Source organism: Gordonia sp. NPDC003425 (assembly GCF_053588635.1).
Genome location: NZ_JBSFQI010000005.1, coordinates 168,521 through 186,823, shown reverse-complemented (window position 1 = coordinate 186,823; position 18,303 = coordinate 168,521). Strand labels below are relative to the sequence as shown.

The 18,303-nt window shown below is 68.6% G+C and carries 14 protein-coding genes; 9 read left to right on the top strand and 5 right to left on the bottom strand.

Going from position 1 to position 18,303, the window contains the following annotated elements; translation table 11 throughout:
• Nucleotides 1-103: 103 nt before the first annotated feature.
• The 6 genes from ACWDTD_RS08535 (at nt 104) to ACWDTD_RS08510 (ending at nt 10,342) form a co-directional block, all read left to right on the top strand.
• Nucleotides 104-1,792, top strand: a complete 1,689-nt coding sequence (locus ACWDTD_RS08535; RefSeq protein WP_449746663.1) for an FAD-dependent oxidoreductase — start codon at nt 104-106, stop codon at nt 1,790-1,792.
• A gap of 47 nt (nt 1,793-1,839) precedes the next feature.
• The gene (locus ACWDTD_RS08530) at nt 1,840-3,153 is read left to right on the top strand and encodes a glycosyltransferase family 4 protein (protein ID WP_449746662.1); all 1,314 of its coding nucleotides are present in this window, start codon (nt 1,840-1,842) and stop codon (nt 3,151-3,153) included.
• Nucleotides 3,154-3,181: 28 nt separating this feature from the next.
• Nucleotides 3,182-3,925: a class I SAM-dependent methyltransferase gene (locus ACWDTD_RS08525; protein ID WP_449746661.1), complete on the top strand. Its 744-nt coding sequence runs from the start codon at nt 3,182-3,184 to the stop codon at nt 3,923-3,925.
• Entirely contained in the window at nt 3,922-4,950 is a 1,029-nt protein-coding gene (locus ACWDTD_RS08520) for a prenyltransferase (protein WP_449746660.1), read from the top strand. The genes ACWDTD_RS08525 and ACWDTD_RS08520 overlap by 4 nt, the downstream gene beginning before the upstream one ends.
• Nucleotides 4,951-5,417: 467 nt before the next feature.
• On the top strand, nt 5,418-9,395 hold the full coding sequence (locus ACWDTD_RS08515; protein WP_449746659.1) for an nSTAND1 domain-containing NTPase: 3,978 nt from the start codon (nt 5,418-5,420) through the stop codon (nt 9,393-9,395).
• Nucleotides 9,396-9,481: 86 nt separating this feature from the next.
• On the top strand, nt 9,482-10,342 hold the full coding sequence (locus ACWDTD_RS08510; RefSeq protein ID WP_449746658.1) for an LLM class F420-dependent oxidoreductase: 861 nt from the start codon (nt 9,482-9,484) through the stop codon (nt 10,340-10,342).
• A gap of 23 nt (nt 10,343-10,365) precedes the next feature.
• Here the strand turns inward: ACWDTD_RS08510 and ACWDTD_RS08505 are convergent, their stop codons facing one another.
• Nucleotides 10,366-10,968, bottom strand: coding sequence for a TetR/AcrR family transcriptional regulator (locus ACWDTD_RS08505; protein ID WP_449746657.1), 603 nt, complete (start codon nt 10,966-10,968; stop codon nt 10,366-10,368).
• Nucleotides 10,968-11,822 carry an SDR family oxidoreductase gene (locus tag ACWDTD_RS08500; RefSeq protein ID WP_449746656.1) on the bottom strand — a complete coding sequence of 285 codons (855 nt, stop codon included), beginning with the start codon at nt 11,820-11,822 and terminating at the stop codon, nt 10,968-10,970. Before ACWDTD_RS08500 ends, ACWDTD_RS08505 begins: the two co-directional genes overlap by 1 nt.
• A gap of 138 nt (nt 11,823-11,960) precedes the next feature.
• On the opposite strand from ACWDTD_RS08500, the gene ACWDTD_RS08495 reads away from it, so the two are divergent.
• The 3 genes from ACWDTD_RS08495 to ACWDTD_RS08485 are packed head-to-tail and all read left to right on the top strand — an operon-like array spanning nt 11,961 to nt 15,087.
• Entirely contained in the window at nt 11,961-13,355 is a 1,395-nt protein-coding gene (locus tag ACWDTD_RS08495; protein ID WP_449746655.1) for a flavin-containing monooxygenase, read from the top strand.
• Nucleotides 13,352-14,335 carry an alpha/beta hydrolase gene (locus ACWDTD_RS08490; RefSeq protein ID WP_449746654.1) on the top strand — a complete coding sequence of 328 codons (984 nt, stop codon included), beginning with the start codon at nt 13,352-13,354 and terminating at the stop codon, nt 14,333-14,335. Before ACWDTD_RS08495 ends, ACWDTD_RS08490 begins: the two co-directional genes overlap by 4 nt.
• On the top strand, nt 14,332-15,087 hold the full coding sequence (locus ACWDTD_RS08485; RefSeq protein WP_449746653.1) for an SDR family NAD(P)-dependent oxidoreductase: 756 nt from the start codon (nt 14,332-14,334) through the stop codon (nt 15,085-15,087). Before ACWDTD_RS08490 ends, ACWDTD_RS08485 begins: the two co-directional genes overlap by 4 nt.
• A 40-nt stretch (nt 15,088-15,127) precedes the next feature.
• Here the strand turns inward: ACWDTD_RS08485 and ACWDTD_RS08480 are convergent, their stop codons facing one another.
• From ACWDTD_RS08480 to ACWDTD_RS08470, 3 genes are read right to left on the bottom strand one after another with little or no spacing between them, the layout of a single operon-like run.
• Nucleotides 15,128-15,463, bottom strand: coding sequence for a Rieske (2Fe-2S) protein (locus ACWDTD_RS08480; protein ID WP_449746652.1), 336 nt, complete (start codon nt 15,461-15,463; stop codon nt 15,128-15,130).
• Nucleotides 15,460-17,931 (bottom strand): nitrite reductase large subunit NirB, encoded by a 2,472-nt coding sequence (gene nirB / locus ACWDTD_RS08475; protein WP_449746651.1) that lies wholly within the window; start codon nt 17,929-17,931, stop codon nt 15,460-15,462. Before nirB ends, ACWDTD_RS08480 begins: the two co-directional genes overlap by 4 nt.
• Nucleotides 17,931-18,284, bottom strand: a complete 354-nt coding sequence (locus ACWDTD_RS08470) for a molybdopterin oxidoreductase (RefSeq protein ID WP_449746650.1) — start codon at nt 18,282-18,284, stop codon at nt 17,931-17,933. Before ACWDTD_RS08470 ends, nirB begins: the two co-directional genes overlap by 1 nt.
• Nucleotides 18,285-18,303 lie beyond the last annotated feature (19 nt).

The following is an 18,303-nucleotide window of genomic DNA, read 5'->3' as shown; positions in this document are numbered from 1 at the left end:
GCCGGCGGGGCGCGTCCCGCGGTCGCACCGGTTGTCGCGACTGATGTACAGTCAGCGGAAAACTAGAACACGTTCCACCCATGCTGGGCGAGAAAGCAGAACCATGCCGCACGTCATCACGAGGCCCTGTTGTAACGACGCGAGTTGCGTTGCCGTGTGCCCGGTGAACTGCATCCACCCGACGCCCGACGAGCCGGAATTCCTCACCGCCGAGAGCCTCTACATCGACCCCGACACCTGTATCGATTGCGGTGCCTGCATCGACGAATGCCCGGTGGAGGCCATCCTGCCCGACGATCAGCTCACCGAGCGGGACGAGCCCTACCTGCAGATCAACGCTGATTACTACACCGACCACGACGTCGACGGGGGCATCGTCCCGCCCACGAAGGCGCCGAAGCTGCCCGAAGGCGATCTGCACATCGCCATCGTCGGAGCAGGCCCGGCCGCGTTCTATGCCGCCGAAGAACTGGTCCGGCGTCCCCAGATCAGCGTCGACATGTTCGACCGGCTGCCGACCCCGTATGGCTTGGTCCGTGCCGGGGTCGCACCCGATCACGCCGCGACGAAAGGTGTGGAGAAGACCTTCGCCATCACCGCCGCCAAACGGAACTTCTCCTATTTCCTCAACGTCGAGGTCGGCACGCACATCACGCACGATGAGTTGCTGGCCCGGTATCACGCGGTGATCTATGCGGTGGGTGCGCCCACCGACAAGCGACTCGGCATCGAGGGCGAGGACCTGCCGGGATCGTTGCCGGCCACCGAATTCGTCGCCTGGTACAACGGGCACCCCGACTACGCCGATCTGGACGTCGACCTGTCCGGCGAGCGCGCCGTGGTGGTGGGCAACGGCAACGTGGCACTCGACGTCGCCCGCATCCTGGTGACCGATCCCGACGTGCTGGCGCGCACCGACATCGCCGATCACGCCCTGGCGAGGTTGCGCGACTCAAATATCAGCGAAGTGGTGCTACTCGCCCGGCGGGGCATCGCCCAGGCCGCCTACACCAACAGCGAGTTCCTCGCGCTCGGCGATGTCGACGGTGTCGACATCGTCATCGATCCCGCCGAACTGGTCCTCGACCCCGTGTCGGAGGCGGCCGAGTCCGACGGCACGCTCGATTCGACGATCGCGACGAAGGTGCGGCTTGCCCGCGAGTTCGCCGAACGCCCCACCACGCCGGGAAACAAGCGCATCGTGTTCCGGTTCCTGGCCTCCCCGGTGGAGATCTCGGGGGAGTCCGGCAAGGTGGAGAAGCTCACCTGCGTCCGCAACACCTACGCCCAGACCGGCGAGAACATGGCGGTGACGCCCACCGCGGAACGTTTCGACCTCGACGCCGGCCTGGTGTTGCGGGCCATCGGTTACCGCGGCATGCCAATCGCCGACGTTCCGTTCGACGCGGCGCACAGCGTGGTCCCCAACAGCGAGGGACGAGTGCAGACGGCGGCCGACGGCGACATCATTCCGGGCCTCTACGTGACGGGATGGATCAAACGCGGCGCCACCGGCGGCATCGGGCGCAACCGGATGTGCGGGCAGGAGACGGCCCAATCCCTGATCGCCGACTTCATCGCCGGTACGCTGCCGCAGCCGACCGCGTCGCGTGACGACGTGCCCGAACTCATCGCCGACCGCGGTGCGCGTCGCGTCGATCTGGCCGGCTGGAAGAGCATCGATGCCGCCGAACGGGACGCGGGCAAGCAGGCCGGCCGACGGCGGGTGAAGCTGGTACGAATCACCGACCTCGAGGACGCCGCGCGAACGGTCGCGGGATCGGTGATCTGATGGGGGCCTGTGGTGGGGCGAACACGAGGGAGAGGTAGGGGCGCGAGGTGCGAGTGGCATTGCTGTCCTATCGCAGCAAACCGCACTGTGGCGGGCAGGGGGTGTACATACGTCACCTGAGTCGTGAACTGGCGCTCCTCGGACATGAAGTCGAGATCTTCTCCGGGCAGCCCTACCCCGAACTCGACCAGGTGGCCGTCGACGCCGGCGTCACGATCACCAAGGTGCCCAGCCTGGCCCTTTACGACGAACCCGACCCGTTCCGCACCCCGCGCCTCGGCGAGTATCGCGACTGGATCGACGCGATCGAGGTCGGTTCGATGTGGACCGCGAGCTTCGGCGAACCGTTGACATTCAGCCTGCGGGTGGCGCGGCTGCTCGCCGACCGTCGCGACGACTTCGACATCGTGCACGACAACCAATGCCTCGGCTACGGACTCCTGCAGATCCAGCGCGCCGGGTTCCCGCTGATCGCGACGATCCACCATCCCATCACGCGCGACCGCAGCCTGGCGGTGAAGGCGGCCAAGGGGTGGCGCAAGATCACCGCCTGGCGCTGGCACTCTTTCCTGCGCATGCAGGGGCGGGTGGCACGCCGCATCCCCGAACTGCTCACCGTCTCCCGCAGCAGCGAGGTGGACATCCGCAAGGCATTCGACATCCCGTCGGGCCGGATCACCACCATCCCGCTCGGCGTCGACACCGACGTGTTCCGGCCGGCGCAGCAGCGGCGCCCGGGCAGCGTGGTGTGCGTGGCCAGCGCCGACGCCCCACTCAAGGGTGTGTCCTACCTGCTGGAGGCGATTGCCAAACTCAGCTCCGAACGCGACGTGGAACTCACCCTGGTGTCCAAGCTGGATCCCGACGGCCCGTCGGCGGCGATGATCGAAGAACTCGCCATCGGCTCGCGGGTGCGGGTGGTATCGGGTCTCGAGGACGAGGAGATGGCGCAGTTGATGGCCTCGGCGGAAGTGGCGTGCGTGCCGTCGCTCTACGAGGGGTTCTCGCTGCCCGCGGTGGAGGCGATGGCCTGCGGCACACCGCTGGTGGCCACGCGTGCCGGAGCGATCCCCGAGGTGGTCGGCGACAACGGTGAGGCCGCGCTGCTGGTGCCGCCGCGGGACTCGGGTCGCCTCGCGCAGGCCATCGGCACGCTGCTCGACGATGCCGACGCGCGTACCCGGATGGGTGCGGCGGGTCGGCGACGCGTCGAGGAACGCTACAGCTGGGCGGCGGTGGCCGCGAAAACCGCCGCGCATTACGAGACCGTGCTGGCCGGGGTCCAGAGCGACGACACGAACCGCGATGACACGAACCGCGATGACACGAACCGCGACGACACGAACGGGCAACGCCGATGACGAGTGCGGCGGAGCGAAAGGGGAGCGAGTGCTGACAGTGGATTTCGACCGGCTGGGCGTGGGGTCGCACACCAAGGCGATCGACATCGGGGCCGGGCAGGGCAGGCACTCGTTCGAGATGTTCCGGCGCGGGGCCGACGTCATCGCCTTCGACCAGTCCGAACAGGACATGGCCGACGTCGGCGAGATGTTCGACGCGATGATGGCCGAGGGTGAGGTGCCCGCCGAGGCCAAGGCACGCGCCGAGGTCGGCGACGCACTGCGACTCCCGTATGCCGACAGCACCTTCGACGTGGTGCTGATGTCGGAGATCCTCGAACACATCCCGTCCGACGAGGCCGCGATCACCGAGATGGTGCGGGTGCTGCGGCCGGGCGGCGTGGCCGCGGTGACCGTGCCCCGCTACTGGCCGGAGAAGGTGTGCTGGGCGTTGTCGGACGCCTACCACGAGGTCGAGGGTGGCCACGTCCGGATCTACAAGGCCTCCGAACTCGGCGCGAAGCTCACCGCCGCGGGACTCGAGGTGACCGGTACCGACCATGCCCACGCCCTGCACGCCCCCTACTGGTGGCTCAAGTGCGCCGTCGGTGTGGACAACGATCAGAATCCGCTGGTGCGCGCCTACCACCGGCTGCTGGTGTGGGACATGATGTCGGCACCCGCGCTGACCCGGCGCGGCGAACGACTACTCAACCCGCTCATCGGCAAGTCGGTGGCGCTCTACCTGCGCAAACCCGATTCGGGCACACCCGAGGACACCCGCGGGGTATGACCACCGCTCCCGACATCGGGGCGCTCTCGATCGACGGAGTGGTCACCGGTGCACAGATGCATGCCACCGGCGCGGCGATCGCTGCCATGCAGGAGGAATCCGGGGCGCTGCCGTGGTTTCCGGGCGGACAGACCGACCCGTGGGACCACATCGAATCGGCGATGGCGCTGTCGGTCACCGGCTTCGTCGACGAGGCCGAACGCGCCTACGAGTGGTCGCGCAGGCATCAACGGCCCGACGGGTCGTGGCCCATCCGGACGGTGTGCGGGCAGGTCACCGACGACGGGGTGGACGCCAACTTCTGTGCCTACGTGGCCGTCGGAGTGTGGCATCACTACCTGATCACCCGTGACCAGGCGTTTCTCGACCGGATGTGGCCGGTGGTGTGGTCGGCGATCGAGCTGGTGACCCGCTTCCAGCGTTCCGACGGCGCGTTCCGGTGGGGCGGCGACCACCACACCGGTGCGATGTTCTCCGAGGCGCTGATCACCGGAAATTCGAGCATCTACCAGGCGCTGGACAGCGCCAACCGCATCGCCGCCGAGGTGGGACAACCCGACGACGGGTGGATCCGCGCGCAGTCGGCGCTCGCGGAGGCTTTCGCGGCGCGGCCGTCGGTGTTCGAGAAACCGTCGGAGCACTCGATGGACTGGTACTACCCGGTGCTCGGCGGCGCGGTGCGCGGCCGGGCCGGCCAGGAGTTGATCGCGCGCCGCTGGGCGCAATTCGTCGTCGAAGGCCGCGGCGTGCGCTGCGTCGATCACCGTCCGTGGGTCACCGGGGCGGAGACGTGCGAACTCGCGCTCGCCCTCGACACCCTCGGCGACACCGCAGACGCGGTGGAACTGATCGCCTCGATCCAGCATCTGCGCGACCCCGACGGCTCCTACTGGACCGGGCTCGTGTACGCCGACGGCAAGCGGTGGCCGGTGGAGAAGAGTTGCTGGACGTCGGCGGCGGTGGTGCTCGCGGTGGACGCGGTGACCCGCACCAGCCCCGGCAACGGGATCTTCCGCGACGTGTGAGCACGTCCCGCTCTCCTTGCGGTGGCGGTGTGCCCATGTGGTCGGTGCGCCCAGGTGGTTGGTGCGCCCAGTGGTGCCCCGGTTGTGTCAGCGCGTTCTCGCTGCCGTAATGGGGGGATCGGCAGCGAGAACGCGCCCCCCGACATGGGAACGGTGGCCATCAGGGGGGATCGATGGCTTGTTCCCACCTCGTCGACGTGTCTCCCTCGTCGCTCTCTCAGTGAAACCGGTCGCAGTGGGGTGTGTCCGGGCCGCACCGGAATTTCGGTCATATGACCTGATCAAGTGCCGCAAGGTGTTTTCCGGACCGGACAATTGGTCGCATCCCGACCCCGTACCCGCGTTGCGCAGGCGACACGCCGTTCGTACATTCTCTGCGTGAGGTTCGGTCGCGACCCTAACGAGAGGTCCGATCGCGACGGCGAAGTTACACGGGGGCGTCCAGAGCGGTGAAGAACGTGAATATCGTGGACGAGCCCGACTCGACGAGCGATCCGGCAACCCGGTTCGGGGCACAGCTGCGACAACTGTTCGCCTCGGCGGGCTCACCCACCTTGGCGGCGGTGGCCGGCGGGTCGCGCCGGGTGAGCGGCGGTCGCGCCGAGATCACGGTGCAGCGGCTCAGCGACTGGCGCCGGGGCCGGCACCTGCCTGCCCGGTTCGAAACGCTCGAACCCGCCCTCGCCTGGCTGATCCTGCAATCGCGCGCTCGGGGCGCGGTCGACGTGCCGCCGTTGACGCGGTGGCGTGAATGGTGGGAGCTGGGCCGCGCCGGCGGCGCAACAGCGGGCCGCGGGGCGGAGTCGAGTCCCTCGCGCGGCGATACCCGCGTCCCCGGCGTCCGCTCGCCCTACCGCGGACTGGCCGCGCTGACCGCCGCCGACCGCGACGTCTACTTCGGTCGCGACGCCGTACTCGACGATCTGCGGAGGCTGATCGCCTCCGCGTCGGCACACCGCGAGACCGCGCCGGCGATCGTCGTGGTCACCGGTGTCTCCGGAGCAGGCAAATCCTCACTGCTGCGAGCCGGCATCGCCCGCCTGTCGGCCGCTGCCGACGACCCCTGGACCGTGCACACCCTGCTCGCCACCGATCTCGCCGGCGAGTCCGACCCGACGGCCACGACGGGGACCGCAGATGCCGACGCCGATACCGATTCCGACGTTCGCACCGAAACCGAGACCGACGCGGTTACGGACGCGGGCGCCTCGCCCGGGCTGACCGTGCATGTCGTGGATCAACTCGAACAGGTGCTGGTGGGATACCCGCGGCACAGCGCCGAGGTCGCGCGCCTCGCCGAGCGGCTCGGTGCGCTCGCAGCGGTACGGGGTCACGTGGTGGTCGCGGGTATCCGCGCCGACATGTACGAGATCTGTTCGGGCCTCGAACCGCTCGCGTCGGCGTGGCAGCGGCACTCGCTCATCGTGCCGGCGATGACCGACCGCGAACTCGAGGACGTGATCGCGGCACCGGCACGGCTGTCGGGTATCCGCGTCGACCGGGGACTGGCCGCCACCATCTTGTCCGACCTGAGGTCGATGACGCCGCTGCGCGGTTCCACCGACGACCGCGCCGGTCAGCTCCCGCTGGTGGCGCACGTGTTGTCGGTGATGTGGGCGCAGCGCGGCGGCGGCATGCTCACCGTCGCGGGCTATCACGCCGCGGGCGGCGTGGCGTCGGCGATCGCGGCGACCGCCGAAAAAACCTGGGACACCCTCGACGACAACCAGCAGGTGGTGGCCGAACGACTCCTGCTCGCGCTGGTGCACGTCTCCGACCGCAGTGTCACGCGGATGCCACGCACCCTCGACGAACTCGCCGACGCCGGAAAGGACCGGGACACCACTCTCGCGGTGGTCGAAGCGCTGGCGGGCTCCCGGCTGGTCACCATTGCCGGCGAGCAGGTTCAGATCATCCACGACATCGTGCTCACCGCGTGGCCGCGACTGGGCGAGCTGATCGAGCGTCACCGCGATCTGGCCCCGATCCTCGAGCGCGTCGCCTCCGATGCCCGGGAGTGGCAGCTCAGCGGCCGCGATCCGTCGATGCTCTACAACCTGCGGCGCTGGATGTGGGCGGCACAGGTCGCCGAGGACGCGATGCTGCCGGCCAGCGCGCAGGAGTTCCTCGATGCCGCCGACCGCCAGATCGAGTCTCAGCGACGCCGCCGCCGCAAGGGAATCGCCGCGGTGGTGCTGCTGCTGGTGGTGGCGTTGGTCGCCGCCACCGTCGCGATCATCTCGAACATCGCGTTGGCCCGCGAGGGCGACAACGCCCGTTTCTCCGCGCTGCTGTCCACCATCGGCCGGCTCGAGCAGAGCGACCCGGGGGTGGCCGCCGGCCTCGCGGTGGGTGCCTGGCGCATCCGCCCCGACGACCCGCTGGCCGCGATGCGGGTGCTGCAGACCCAGCAGCTGCCGTTGCCCGCGGCCGCGCGGCAGGCGCACTCCGGCGCGATCTACGACATCGCGGCCACGCCGTCGGGTCTGCTGGCCACGGCCAGCTACGACCGCACAGTGCGGTTGTGGGATGCCCATGACCCGCGCCGGATCACCGCGGCCGCCCCTGTGCTCGGTGGCTACGACGGCTTCGTCACCTCCGTCGATTTCGATCCGTCCGGATCACGGTTGGCCTCGGCCGACGGCACGGGGCACGTGACGGTATGGGATGTGCACGACCGTGCACATCCGGTGAGGATCGCCACCATGGCCTCGCCCTACGGGACGGGCACCTCGTACATCCTGCGCTACAACTCGGCCGGCACGCTGCTGGCGTCCACGCACGACAACGGCGTCGTCACGCTGTGGGACACCACCGGACCGGGACCGTATCGCGCGGTCGGGATGATCGGCGGACACGAGGGTGCGGTCCGCACGGTGGCGATCAGCCCCACGGCACCGGTCTTGGTGGCCGGGTCCGACGACGGCACGTTGACCCTCAGTGACATCGCCACCCCGTCGGTGCCGCAGCAACTCGCCCGTATTGCCGACGGCGTCGACAGCGGCTGGCACTCGGTGGCCGTCTCACCTGACGGCAGGTTGCTCGCCGCGGGCCGCGACGACGGCACGGTGGCGGTGTGGGACATCTCCGACCCGACCCGCCCCCGGCAGGTGCGGCGCGTCCACGCGCACGGCGCCGCGATCTGGTCGGTGGGTTTCTCCGATCAGGGGCGCGCACTGATCACCGCCGGACTCGACGGGCTGGCCAAGAAGTGGAATGTCGACGACTCGACAGCCACTCCGGGTGTGCTGACCGAGATCGGCGAGCCGATGCGCACGGTCGGCGGCGCCTTCTTCACCGCGCGGCCGCTCGGCCCGAACACGGTGCTCACCGCGGGCGGTGAAGGCGCGGTGCAGGCATGGGATCTACCGGCCTCGCCGCTGCCCGCCCACCAGTTGCCCATCACCCAGACAGTGGTCTCGCGCGACGGCACGACGTTGGCGACCAGCGGCGCCGACCAGGTGGTGAATCTGTGGGATCTGCGCACCGCCACCCCGACGCGCCTGTCGTCGATGCGTTCACAACCACGGGCCAGCGGCGGTTACGTGGCCGCGTTCAATCGCACCGGTACCGTGCTGGCCACGGCCTTCACCGGCGGCGGTGAGGTGGAGCTCTACGACATCACCGACCGGCGTTCCCCGGTGCGCACCGCCACGCTGCGGCTCGGCACCCGGCACGTCTTTCCGCTGGCCTTCGACCCCACCCGCGACCTGCTGGTGACCGGCGACACCGACAACGGGTTGCGGGTGTGGGACGTCGCCGATCCGCGACGTCCCCGACAGATCGGCGCACCGTTCGACGCCGCCACCGGTTTCGTGGAGGACGTGCAGTTCGCCCCGGACGGGCGGAGCATCGCGGTGGCCGACGCCGCGCACCGGATCAGCCGCTGGGATCTCACCGATCCGGCGGCCCCGCGCCGGATTGCGCAGGTGGACGTCCACGACGGTGCGGTGAACACCGTGGCGTTCAGCGCCGACGGCCACTACCTGTATGCCGGTGCCGACAATGAGCGGATGTGGGTGATCGACACCGCAACCCCCGACCCCGCAACCCCCGACCCCGCAATCACCGACACCAAGGCCGCGCAGGCCCTCGCGGTGCCGGTCGGCGGACGGGTGTCGTCGCTGTCGGTCTCCGCGGACGGACGCACGCTGGTGGTGGGCGGCAGTCGCACCATACAACTCTGGGACAACTCCGACCCGGGCCATCCCCGGCCGCATGCGGCGGATGAATCGCTCACCGCTGCATCGGATTTCGTGCGGAACGCGTCGATCGACCGGAACGACACCATCTACGCCGGCGGCAGCACGGACCTGCGGTGGTGGTCCATCGACCCGACCGCCGCGGCCGACCGGGTGTGCCGGGCCGGCGACGGACTCGACGCCGCCACGTGGCGGGAATTCGCGCAGGGAGTGCCCTACCGCAATCCCTGCCCGGCGAACTGAGCACTCACCTCCCGCACTCGATGGACAAGTGTCCAGGCGAGTGTCTATGGTGATACGTGGGTCACGTCACACCCCGGAGGAGAGTCATGGAGTTCGGAATCGTGCAGTTCACCAGCGATCGTGGGCTCAAACCGCACGTGCTCGCGCCGCTGATCGAAGAGGCCGGTTTCGCCTCCTATTTCGTGCCCGAACATGGCCACATCCCCACCCGGCGCGACGCCGCGCACCCGATGACCGGCGATTCGTCGCTGCCCGACGACCGCTACATGCGCACCCTCGATCCGTGGACGTCGCTGGCCGCCGCCGCGGCCGTGACCGACCGGATCCGGCTGGCCACCGCGGTGGCGCTGCCGGTGCAGTCCGATCCGATCACCCTCGCCAAGACGCTCGCCACCGTCGATCACATCTCCGACGGACGACTCACCCTCGGGGTGGGCTTCGGATGGAATCTCGACGAACTCGGCGACCACGGGGTGCCGCCGAAACGACGACGCACCATGCTGCGTGAATACCTCGAGGCGATGAACACCCTGTGGACCGAGGACGAGGCCGAATATCATGGGGAATTCGTCGATTTCGGCTCCAGTTGGGCGTGGCCCAAGCCGCCGCAGGGACACATCCCGGTGCTCGTGGGCGCGGCGGGCACGGAGAAGAACTTCCGGTGGATCGCGCGCAGCGCGGACGGGTGGATCACCACGCCCGGCGAGGAGGACATCGCGGGTTCGGTGGGTCTGCTCAACCGGATCTGGACCGAGGCCGGACGCTCCGGGCGTCCGCAGATCGTGGTCCTCGACTTCAAGCCGATCCCCGAAAGACTGGAGCAGTTCCGGGATCTGGGCGTCACCACGGTCCTCTACGGCTTGCCCGACGACAGCGTCGAGCGGGCCACCGCCTACCTCGCGAAGCTGGCGGGCAAGCTGGGGATCGCTCCGGTACCCGCCGGATAGCGGCGCCTCACCGGCTCAACGATTCAACGAGGTGCCGCGCGCAGCGCGGGCATCACGTAGTGGTCGATCTGGCGTCGCAGCGACGCCGGGTCGTCCGGATCGACGGTCCGCCCACCCACGGTGCCCAAGCTGATCAACACCCGCGCAACCCATTCGGCGGTCGCCTCCGGGTCGTGCGCACGATGGATCTCGCCGGATGCGATCGCCGTCTCGACGTAAGGACGCCAAAACGCGGCCAGGTCGGGCACCAACCCCGCCAACCCCACCCCCGCGCACGCGGCGAACTCCTCGGGTTCGGCGGTGCGCAGCCGGAGCAGCAACGCGCCGGGGTCGTTGTAGGCGCCGCGACCGATGCGCACACCGGCCACCAGCTGCTCGGCGAAACCGTCGATCGCACCCAGTTCGGTGTGTGCGTCGGTCCAGAACGATTCGGTCAAACGGACGATGGTCGCGCCGACCATCGCCGCCTTGTCCGGGAAGTGCCGGTACAACCACGCCCGCGATACTCCGGCGACTTCGGCCACCTGCTGCATCGTGGTGGTCCGGATGCCCTTGTCGGCCAGCAGTTTCGCGGTGGCATCGAGCAGACGATCGCTCACGCTGACCGAGTCGGCGGCACTGGTCATCACGATTCGGGGACCAGCTGAATGCGGCCGTGCCGCACGCCCGCGACCACGCCGCCGTCGACGAGCAGATCGGTGCCGGTGATGAATCCGGACCGTCCCGGGTCCAGTAGGAACTCCACCGCCGCGGCCACATCCTCGGCCGTCGCGAATCGGCCGGCGGACGACTGGGCGATCATCGCCTCGTAGCTGTCGTGGACGAAGTCGGCCTCGAACTCCGTCCAGCCCATCTCGGTGGCGGTGACACCCGGGCTCACCGAGTTGATCCGGGCGCCGCGGTCGCCCCATGCCGGGGCCGCGGCCTGCACGCGGAAGTGGTTGCCGCGCTTGCAGTATCCGTATGCCATCGCACTGGCCAGATTGTCGGGCATCGAGTCGAAGGTGAACAGCGGCAGGTCGGGCAGGTCGGCGGCGGGTAATGAGGCGAGCGCGGTGGCCTGCTCCGGGCTCACCGCATCGGCGAAGATGTGCCCGGCAACACTGGCGATGACCACGCCGGCGCCGCCGGGGGCGATCACCTCGCCGAACGCGTCGAGCACATGGGCGGTGCCCACGAGGTCGACGGCGATGATGCGTTCGGGTGCAGCGAGTGCGGGCGACACCCCGGCGGTATGGACCACCGAGGTCACCTCGCCGAGGTGCGCCGCCGCCGCGGCCAGCGCATCCACCTGATCGCGGTCGGACACGTCGACGACGCGGGCGGTGACGTCGTAACCCTGCCGGCGCAGGGTGGCCGAGAGCCGATCGACGCGGTCGGCGTCGTGATCGGCGATGAGCAGCGGCCGCCCGGAGCCGAGCCGTCGTGCGATGCACTCGCCCATGCCGCCGACGCCGATCACGGTGAGCACCGGTGCCATGCATACCTCCGAGGACGTCGCGGGTGTGATGGGGGCGACTCTAACAACTCTGGTAGACAAATTCTCAAAAGTGTTCACTCCCGACGCCGGAGCGGAGTAGACAGATCCCAGAATCTGTTCACTTCCCGGAAGGTCATCATGGGTTCTCGTCCACCCCGCACCGCCGTGATCGGTGCCGGTATCAGCGGCCTGACCACCAGCAAGATGCTCACCGACTACGGCGTCGACTTCACCTGTTTCGAGATGTCCGACCGCGTCGGCGGCAACTGGGCGTTCGACAATCCCAACGGCCTCAGCAGCGCCTACCGGTCGTTGCACATCGACACCTCGCGGCATCAGCTGTCGTTCCGAGATTTCCCGATGCCCGACGACTACCCGGATTTTCCGCACCACACGCTGATCAAGAAGTATCTCGACGACTACGCCGAGGCCTTCGACCTGAACCGGCACATCGAGTTCGAGAACGCGGTGACCCACGCGCGACGTCTCGACGACGGGGGCTGGGAACTCGAGACACAGCGCGGCGAGACCCGCCGTTTCGACCTGCTCGTCGTCGGCAACGGGCATCACTGGGATCCGCGGTTCGCGCGCTTCCCCGGCGAATTCACCGGCGAAACGGTCCACTCGCATCACTACATCGACCCGCACACGCCGCTCGACCTCACCGGCAAACGCATCCTCATCGTCGGAATCGGCAACAGCGCCGCCGACATCGCGGTCGAACTGTCGTCGCGGACGCTGGGCAACACCGTGGTGATCTCGACCCGCTCGGGAGCGTGGATCGTACCGAAATACGTTGCGGGGCAACCGTCGGACAAGTACTTCAAACTCAGTCCGCACATCCCGTACTCCTGGCAGCGCAAGTTCATGCAGACCTTCCAGCCGATCTCCGCGGGCCGCCCGGAGAACTTCGGGCTGCCCACCCCCAACCACAAGTTCTTCGAGTCCTATCCCACGCAGTCGGTCGAGTTGCCCTTCCGCCTCGGCTCCGGTGACCTCACCGCCAAACCGAACATCGGCCGACTCGACGGCGCCACCGTGTATTTCGACGACGGATCGGCCGCCGACTTCGACGTCATCCTGTATGCGACCGGCTACAACATCACCTTCCCGTTCTTCGACGAGGACTTCATCAGCGCCCCCGACAACCGGATCGACCTGTACAAGCGCATGTTCTATCCGGGCATCGACGATCTGGTGTTCGTCGGGTTCGCCCAGCCGACGCCGACGCTGTTCCCGTTCGTCGAGGCGCAGTCGAGGCTGATCGGGGCGTGGGCGCGAGGTCAGTACCGGCTGCCCCCGGTCGACGAGATGCGACAGTCGATCGCCGCCGACCAGGAGTTCTACACCGGCTTTCTGCTCGACCGGCCGCGCAACACCCAGCAGGTCGATTTTCATCTCTACGAACACGACATGCGTACCAGGGAGATTCCCGCCGGGCGCAGCCGCGCCGCGGTCCTCGGGCCGCAGCGGTGGGCCGGGGTCACCGACCGGACCGTCGAGGAGACCACCGAGTTGCAGGAGGCACGATGACCGTCAGCGAGATCGGCTCGGCGCGGCGACGCAGCGTCACCTTCGAGGTCGACGGAACCGATTGCGACGCCTGGTTCTTCACGCCCCCGGAGGGCCTGGCCGACGCATCGTCGTTCGCCACATCGGCCGGGGTGCCGGTGGTGGTGATGGCCCACGGGTTCTGCGGCACCAAGGACTCGGGTCTGGAACCGTTCGCGGCCCGCCTCGGGGCGGCCGGCCTGGCGGTGTTCGCCTTCGATTTCCGGGGATTCGGACTCTCCGGCGGGGCGGTGCGACAACGGGTGTCGATGTCGGGCCAGATCGCGGACTTCCACGCCGCGGTGAATGCGGCCAAAGGCCAATCCGGCGTGGATGCCGATCGCGTCGTGCTGTGGGGACTATCCCAGTCGGGCGGTCACGTCCTGGCTCTCGGCGCCGAACGCGACGACGTCGCGGCGGTGATCTCGGTGGTGCCGCTGGTCAGCGGCTTGGCCGCGGGGCGACACCACTATCCGCAGGTGGGCGCGGTGTCGATGCTGCGCTCGGCGATGTCGGGCGCAGCGAGCACACTCGCCACCAGACTCGGCGGCTCGCCGACCATGATCCCCGTGGTCGGGCGGCCCGGGACGCGGGCGGCGCTGACCAGCGAGGGCTATTACGAGAGCTACCTCGCCATCTCCGGCCCGTCGTGGCGCAACGAGGTGGACGCCTCGATCGCCACCGAACTCGGCTCCTACCGCGCCGACCGCCATGCCGGCAAGATCACCGGCCCGGTGCTGGTACAGATCGCCGACCTCGATCGCGGCGCCCCACCCCACGCCGCGGCGAAGGCGGCATTCAAGGCGCGCGCCGAGGTGCGTCACTATCCGTGCGACCACTTCGGGGTCTTCGAGGAGATCGACGAGGAAACCTTCGGCCGTGTGGTCGATCACCAGATCGGTTTCCTGACAAGACATCTCGCATGCGAAAACCATGCCGTGGATCAAGGGAGTCCGGAATGAGCCGGGCACTGGTGATCGGTGGAGCGTCGGGAATCGGCCTGGCCACGGTGCGCATGCTGCACGCGCGCGGTGACACCGTCACCGTCGCCGACATCAACGGCAGTGCCGCCGACGACGTCGCCGCCGAACTCGGTTCCGGCGCCGACGCACTCACCATGGACGTGACCGACGAGACGTCGGTGTCGGCCGGATTCGACGCCGTCGGCACACCCGACATCGTGGTCAACTGTGCCGGACTGTCGATGCCCGGCGCCCTGGTCGACCTCGAACTCGATCACTGGCGCACCACCGTCGACGTCTGCCTCACCGGCACCTTCCTGGTGCTCAAGTACGCGGGCCGTCGCATCGCCGACGGCGGGTCGATCGTGTGCATCGCATCGCTCAACGGTCGGCAGCCGGGCGCCGGAATGGGGTCGTACTGCGCGGCGAAGGCGGGTGTGCTGATGCTGGTGGAGGTGGCCGCGCTCGAACTGGCCGACCGCGGCATCCGGGTCAACGCGGTGTCTCCCGGGCTGGTGGACACGCCGCTGACCGCGGGAATCGCCTACGTACCCGGGCTCACCGAGGAGTACCTGGACAACACACCCCTGGGGCGGGCCGGCACCCCCGAGGACATCGCCGCGACGGTCGCCTTCCTGGCCTCCCCGGCGGCGGCCTGGATGACGGGCGCCGCGATCGACCTCAACGGAGGTGCGCACCTCAAACGCTATCCCGACGTGCTGGGCAGGGTGCGGGCGCTCGCCGACGGATAAAGGGCCCGACGGGTGAGCACCCGCACGGGGTGCCGACAGGTCAGGGGGTGTCGGGAAACTCTACGGTGATGGCGCCGGACTCGTCCGCACGCACCGGGTAGGCGCGGACACCGACTCCGCCGTACGCCTTTTCGGCACCGGTCGTCAGGTCGTAGGTGTAGTTGTGCAGCGGACACACCGCCACCCCGTCGTCGATGAGGGCATCGGCGAGGGGGCCGCCGCGGTGCGGACACACCGCGTCGAGCGCCCGCAGCGATCCGTCGGGCAGGCGGAACACCGCGATCTGGGTGCCGTTGACCGCGAAGGTCCGCCCCTCGCCGCACGGGATGTCGGACACGTTGCCCACCACGAACTCGGCCACTCCCGGAGCGCTCATCGGACCGGCACCTGCGGCAGGGGCAGCAGCGGCAGCGCCGAGCGGAACTGTCCCGGCGTCACCGGCTCCTTGCCGTCCTGCCAGGGATCGCGGTAGGCGTCCACCGACTTCTGCATGTTCGCATCCAGTTCGGCGCCAAGGCCTTCCGCGTCATCGACCACCACCGCCCGGATCTTCTCGATACCCTGGCGCGGCACCCACGCGTAGGTGCGTTCCAACCATTTCGCATTTTCCCGGTAGTACTGCAGGAAGCGTCCGGCCAGCGTCATCACCTCGGCGGGGGAGTCCACCGTCGCCAGCAGATCGCCCTTGCGGATGTGCGCACCGGCCGCGCCGCCGACATAGATTTCCCATTTGCCGCCGTCGATGGCCACCACGCCCAGGTCCTTGCACAGGGCCTCGGCGCAGTTGCGTGGGCAGCCGGTGACGGCGAGCTTCATCTTGGCCGGTCCGGCGATACCCTGGAACCGCTCCTCCAGCGCGATGCCCAGCGCCGTCGAATCGCCCACACCGAATCGGCAGAAGTCGCTGCCCACACAGGTTTTCACGGTGCGGAAGCTCTTGCCGTAGGCGTAGCCCGACGGCATGTCGAGGTCGGCCCACACATCGGGTAGATCCTCTTTGCGGATTCCGAGCAGGTCGATCCGCTGGCCACCGGTCAGCTTGATCAGCGGCACCGAGTACTTCTCCGCCACATCGGCGATGGCGCGCAATTGCTCGACGGAGGTCACCCCGCCCTTCATCTGCGGCACCACCGAGAACGTGCCGTCACGCTGGATGTTGGCGTGCACCCGATCGTTGATGAACCGGCTCGCGCGTTCGTCGATGAAATCGGACCCCCACATCATCTCCAACAGCGACGAGAGGCCCATCTTGGAGTTGGCGTCCTCCTTGCCGTCCGGGGCGAGCGCGGCGAACACCGAGCGCACCGAGTACAGCTTCAGTTCCCGGATGAGGTGCATCAGTTCGGGTTTCTCGTACGGGATGGCCGGGACGTACCAGTTCGCCGACGGATCGACGGTGACCGCGTCGCCGGCGGCCCACTCGACGACCTGCGCCACCAGACCCTTGCAGGAGCCGCATCCCTTGCCTGCCCGCGTGGCGGCCATCACCCCGGCCACCGACGTGGTGCCGCCGGCGACGCAGTCGACGATGGTCTTCTTGTCGACGCCGTTGCAGTTGCACACCTGCGCGTCGTCGGACAGTTCGGCCACACCGGTCGCCGCATCGGGGGTGCCGATGTCGAACATCAGCGAGATCCGCTCGTCGGGCAGTTCGGTGCCCTGATCGAACGCCTGCATCAGGAATGAGACCTTGCCGAGGTCGCCGACGAGCGTGGCACCCACCAGTTTGTTCTCCCGGATCACGACGGTCTTGTACACGCCGTGACGCGGCTCGTAGAACTGCACGAACTCGTCGTCGGCGAATTCGGGTGCCTTGACACCCATCTGGGCCACGTCGACGCCGGCCACCTTCAGTTTCGTCGAGGTCCGCGACCCGTGGTAGGCGGCCGCCGGGTCGGTGGCGGTGATGTGGTCGGCGAGCACCGTCGCCTGCTCCCACAGCGGGGCGACGAGGCCGTACACCTGGCCGCGGTGCTGCGCGCATTCGCCCACGACGTAGATGTCGTCGTCGTCGATCGAGCGCATGTGGTCGTCGACCACGATGGCCCGTTCCACGGTGAGGCCCGCGCCGAGCGCGAGCCCGACGTTGGGTCGGATTCCGGTGGCCAGCACCAGCAGGTCGCAGTCCATCCGGTCGCCGTCGGCGAATCCGATTCCGGTGAGGGCGTTGTGGTCGTCGGCGAACGCCCGGGTGGTGCGTTTGCCGGTGACCACGTCCACCCCGGTCCGCTCGATCGCCTTGCGCAGCACCGAGCCGCCGGTCTCGTCGAGTTGTGCGTTCATCAGGATCGGGCCCGAATGGACCACCGCCGCCGACACCCCGCGCCCGGACAGACCGTGCGCGGCCTCGAGGCCCAGCAGGCCGCCGCCGATCACCACGGCGCGTTCGGCGCCGTCGGCGTGCGCGATGATCGAGGTGGTGTCGTCGAGGCTGCGGAAACCGAAAACCCCCGACAGCAGGGTGGTGTCGTCCACCCAGAGTCCCTCGATCGGCGGGAAGAATGCGCGACTGCCGGTGGCGATGATCAACTTGTCGTAGCTCACGCGCGCACCGTCGTCGCCCAGCACCACCTTGGCGTAGGGATCGATGCGCACCACCCGGACGCCGGCGCGCAGGTCTATGGCATTGTCGCGGTACCAGTCCACCGGATTGAGATAGATGTCGTCGGGCACATCCGACCCCGCCAGGACGTGCGACAGGGCGATGCGGTTGTAGTTGCCGTACGGTTCATCGCCGAACACCGTGATCGAGAACTGTTCGCCGCCACCGCGGGCCAGGATCTCCTCGACGGTGCGGGCACCGGCCATGCCGTTGCCCACCACCACCAGCGATCGCGGTGCCATCAGAACTCAACCAGGCCGAGGTCGATGATCACCGTGCCCGACGCCGATGTGGGCGCGGCCAGGGTGAGCGAGAGTTCGGCACCCTCCAGGAAGTCCGCGACCAGGCGCAGCGGGATGTGGGTGGCGCCCTGCGCCGGAATCGGGAAGTAGCGCACCGGTTCTCCGTCGTGCATCAGGGCCACGGTGATCATCTCGTCGCTGCTGTTGCCGCCCCGGAAGTAGACCGCCTGGAGTGTGGAGCCGTCGGGCACGGAGATCGCAAGCGAGTCGTCGATCACCGTGAGGGTGTCGAAGCCGGCGCCCTTGAACGGAAAACGCCCCTGGAGAAAATGCGGGGTGCTGGTGTCACTCATGAGGGTCGGTCACCTTTCA

What these genes read in the sequence shown, in the direction of transcription:
- ACWDTD_RS08535 (WP_449746663.1), top strand. Translation starts at nt 104, where the DNA reads ATGCCGCACGTCATCACGAGGCCCTGTTGTAACGACGCGAGTTGCGTT.
- ACWDTD_RS08520 (WP_449746660.1), top strand. Translation starts at nt 3,922, where the DNA reads ATGACCACCGCTCCCGACATCGGGGCGCTCTCGATCGACGGAGTGGTC.
- ACWDTD_RS08510 (WP_449746658.1), top strand. Translation starts at nt 9,482, where the DNA reads ATGGAGTTCGGAATCGTGCAGTTCACCAGCGATCGTGGGCTCAAACCG.
- ACWDTD_RS08505 (WP_449746657.1), bottom strand. Translation starts at nt 10,968, where the DNA reads ATGACCAGTGCCGCCGACTCGGTCAGCGTGAGCGATCGTCTGCTCGAT.
- ACWDTD_RS08500 (WP_449746656.1), bottom strand. Translation starts at nt 11,822, where the DNA reads ATGGCACCGGTGCTCACCGTGATCGGCGTCGGCGGCATGGGCGAGTGC.
- ACWDTD_RS08495 (WP_449746655.1), top strand. Translation starts at nt 11,961, where the DNA reads ATGGGTTCTCGTCCACCCCGCACCGCCGTGATCGGTGCCGGTATCAGC.
- ACWDTD_RS08490 (WP_449746654.1), top strand. Translation starts at nt 13,352, where the DNA reads ATGACCGTCAGCGAGATCGGCTCGGCGCGGCGACGCAGCGTCACCTTC.
- ACWDTD_RS08485 (WP_449746653.1), top strand. Translation starts at nt 14,332, where the DNA reads ATGAGCCGGGCACTGGTGATCGGTGGAGCGTCGGGAATCGGCCTGGCC.
- ACWDTD_RS08480 (WP_449746652.1), bottom strand. Translation starts at nt 15,463, where the DNA reads ATGAGCGCTCCGGGAGTGGCCGAGTTCGTGGTGGGCAACGTGTCCGAC.
- nirB (WP_449746651.1), bottom strand. Translation starts at nt 17,931, where the DNA reads ATGGCACCGCGATCGCTGGTGGTGGTGGGCAACGGCATGGCCGGTGCC.
- ACWDTD_RS08470 (WP_449746650.1), bottom strand. Translation starts at nt 18,284, where the DNA reads ATGAGTGACACCAGCACCCCGCATTTTCTCCAGGGGCGTTTTCCGTTC.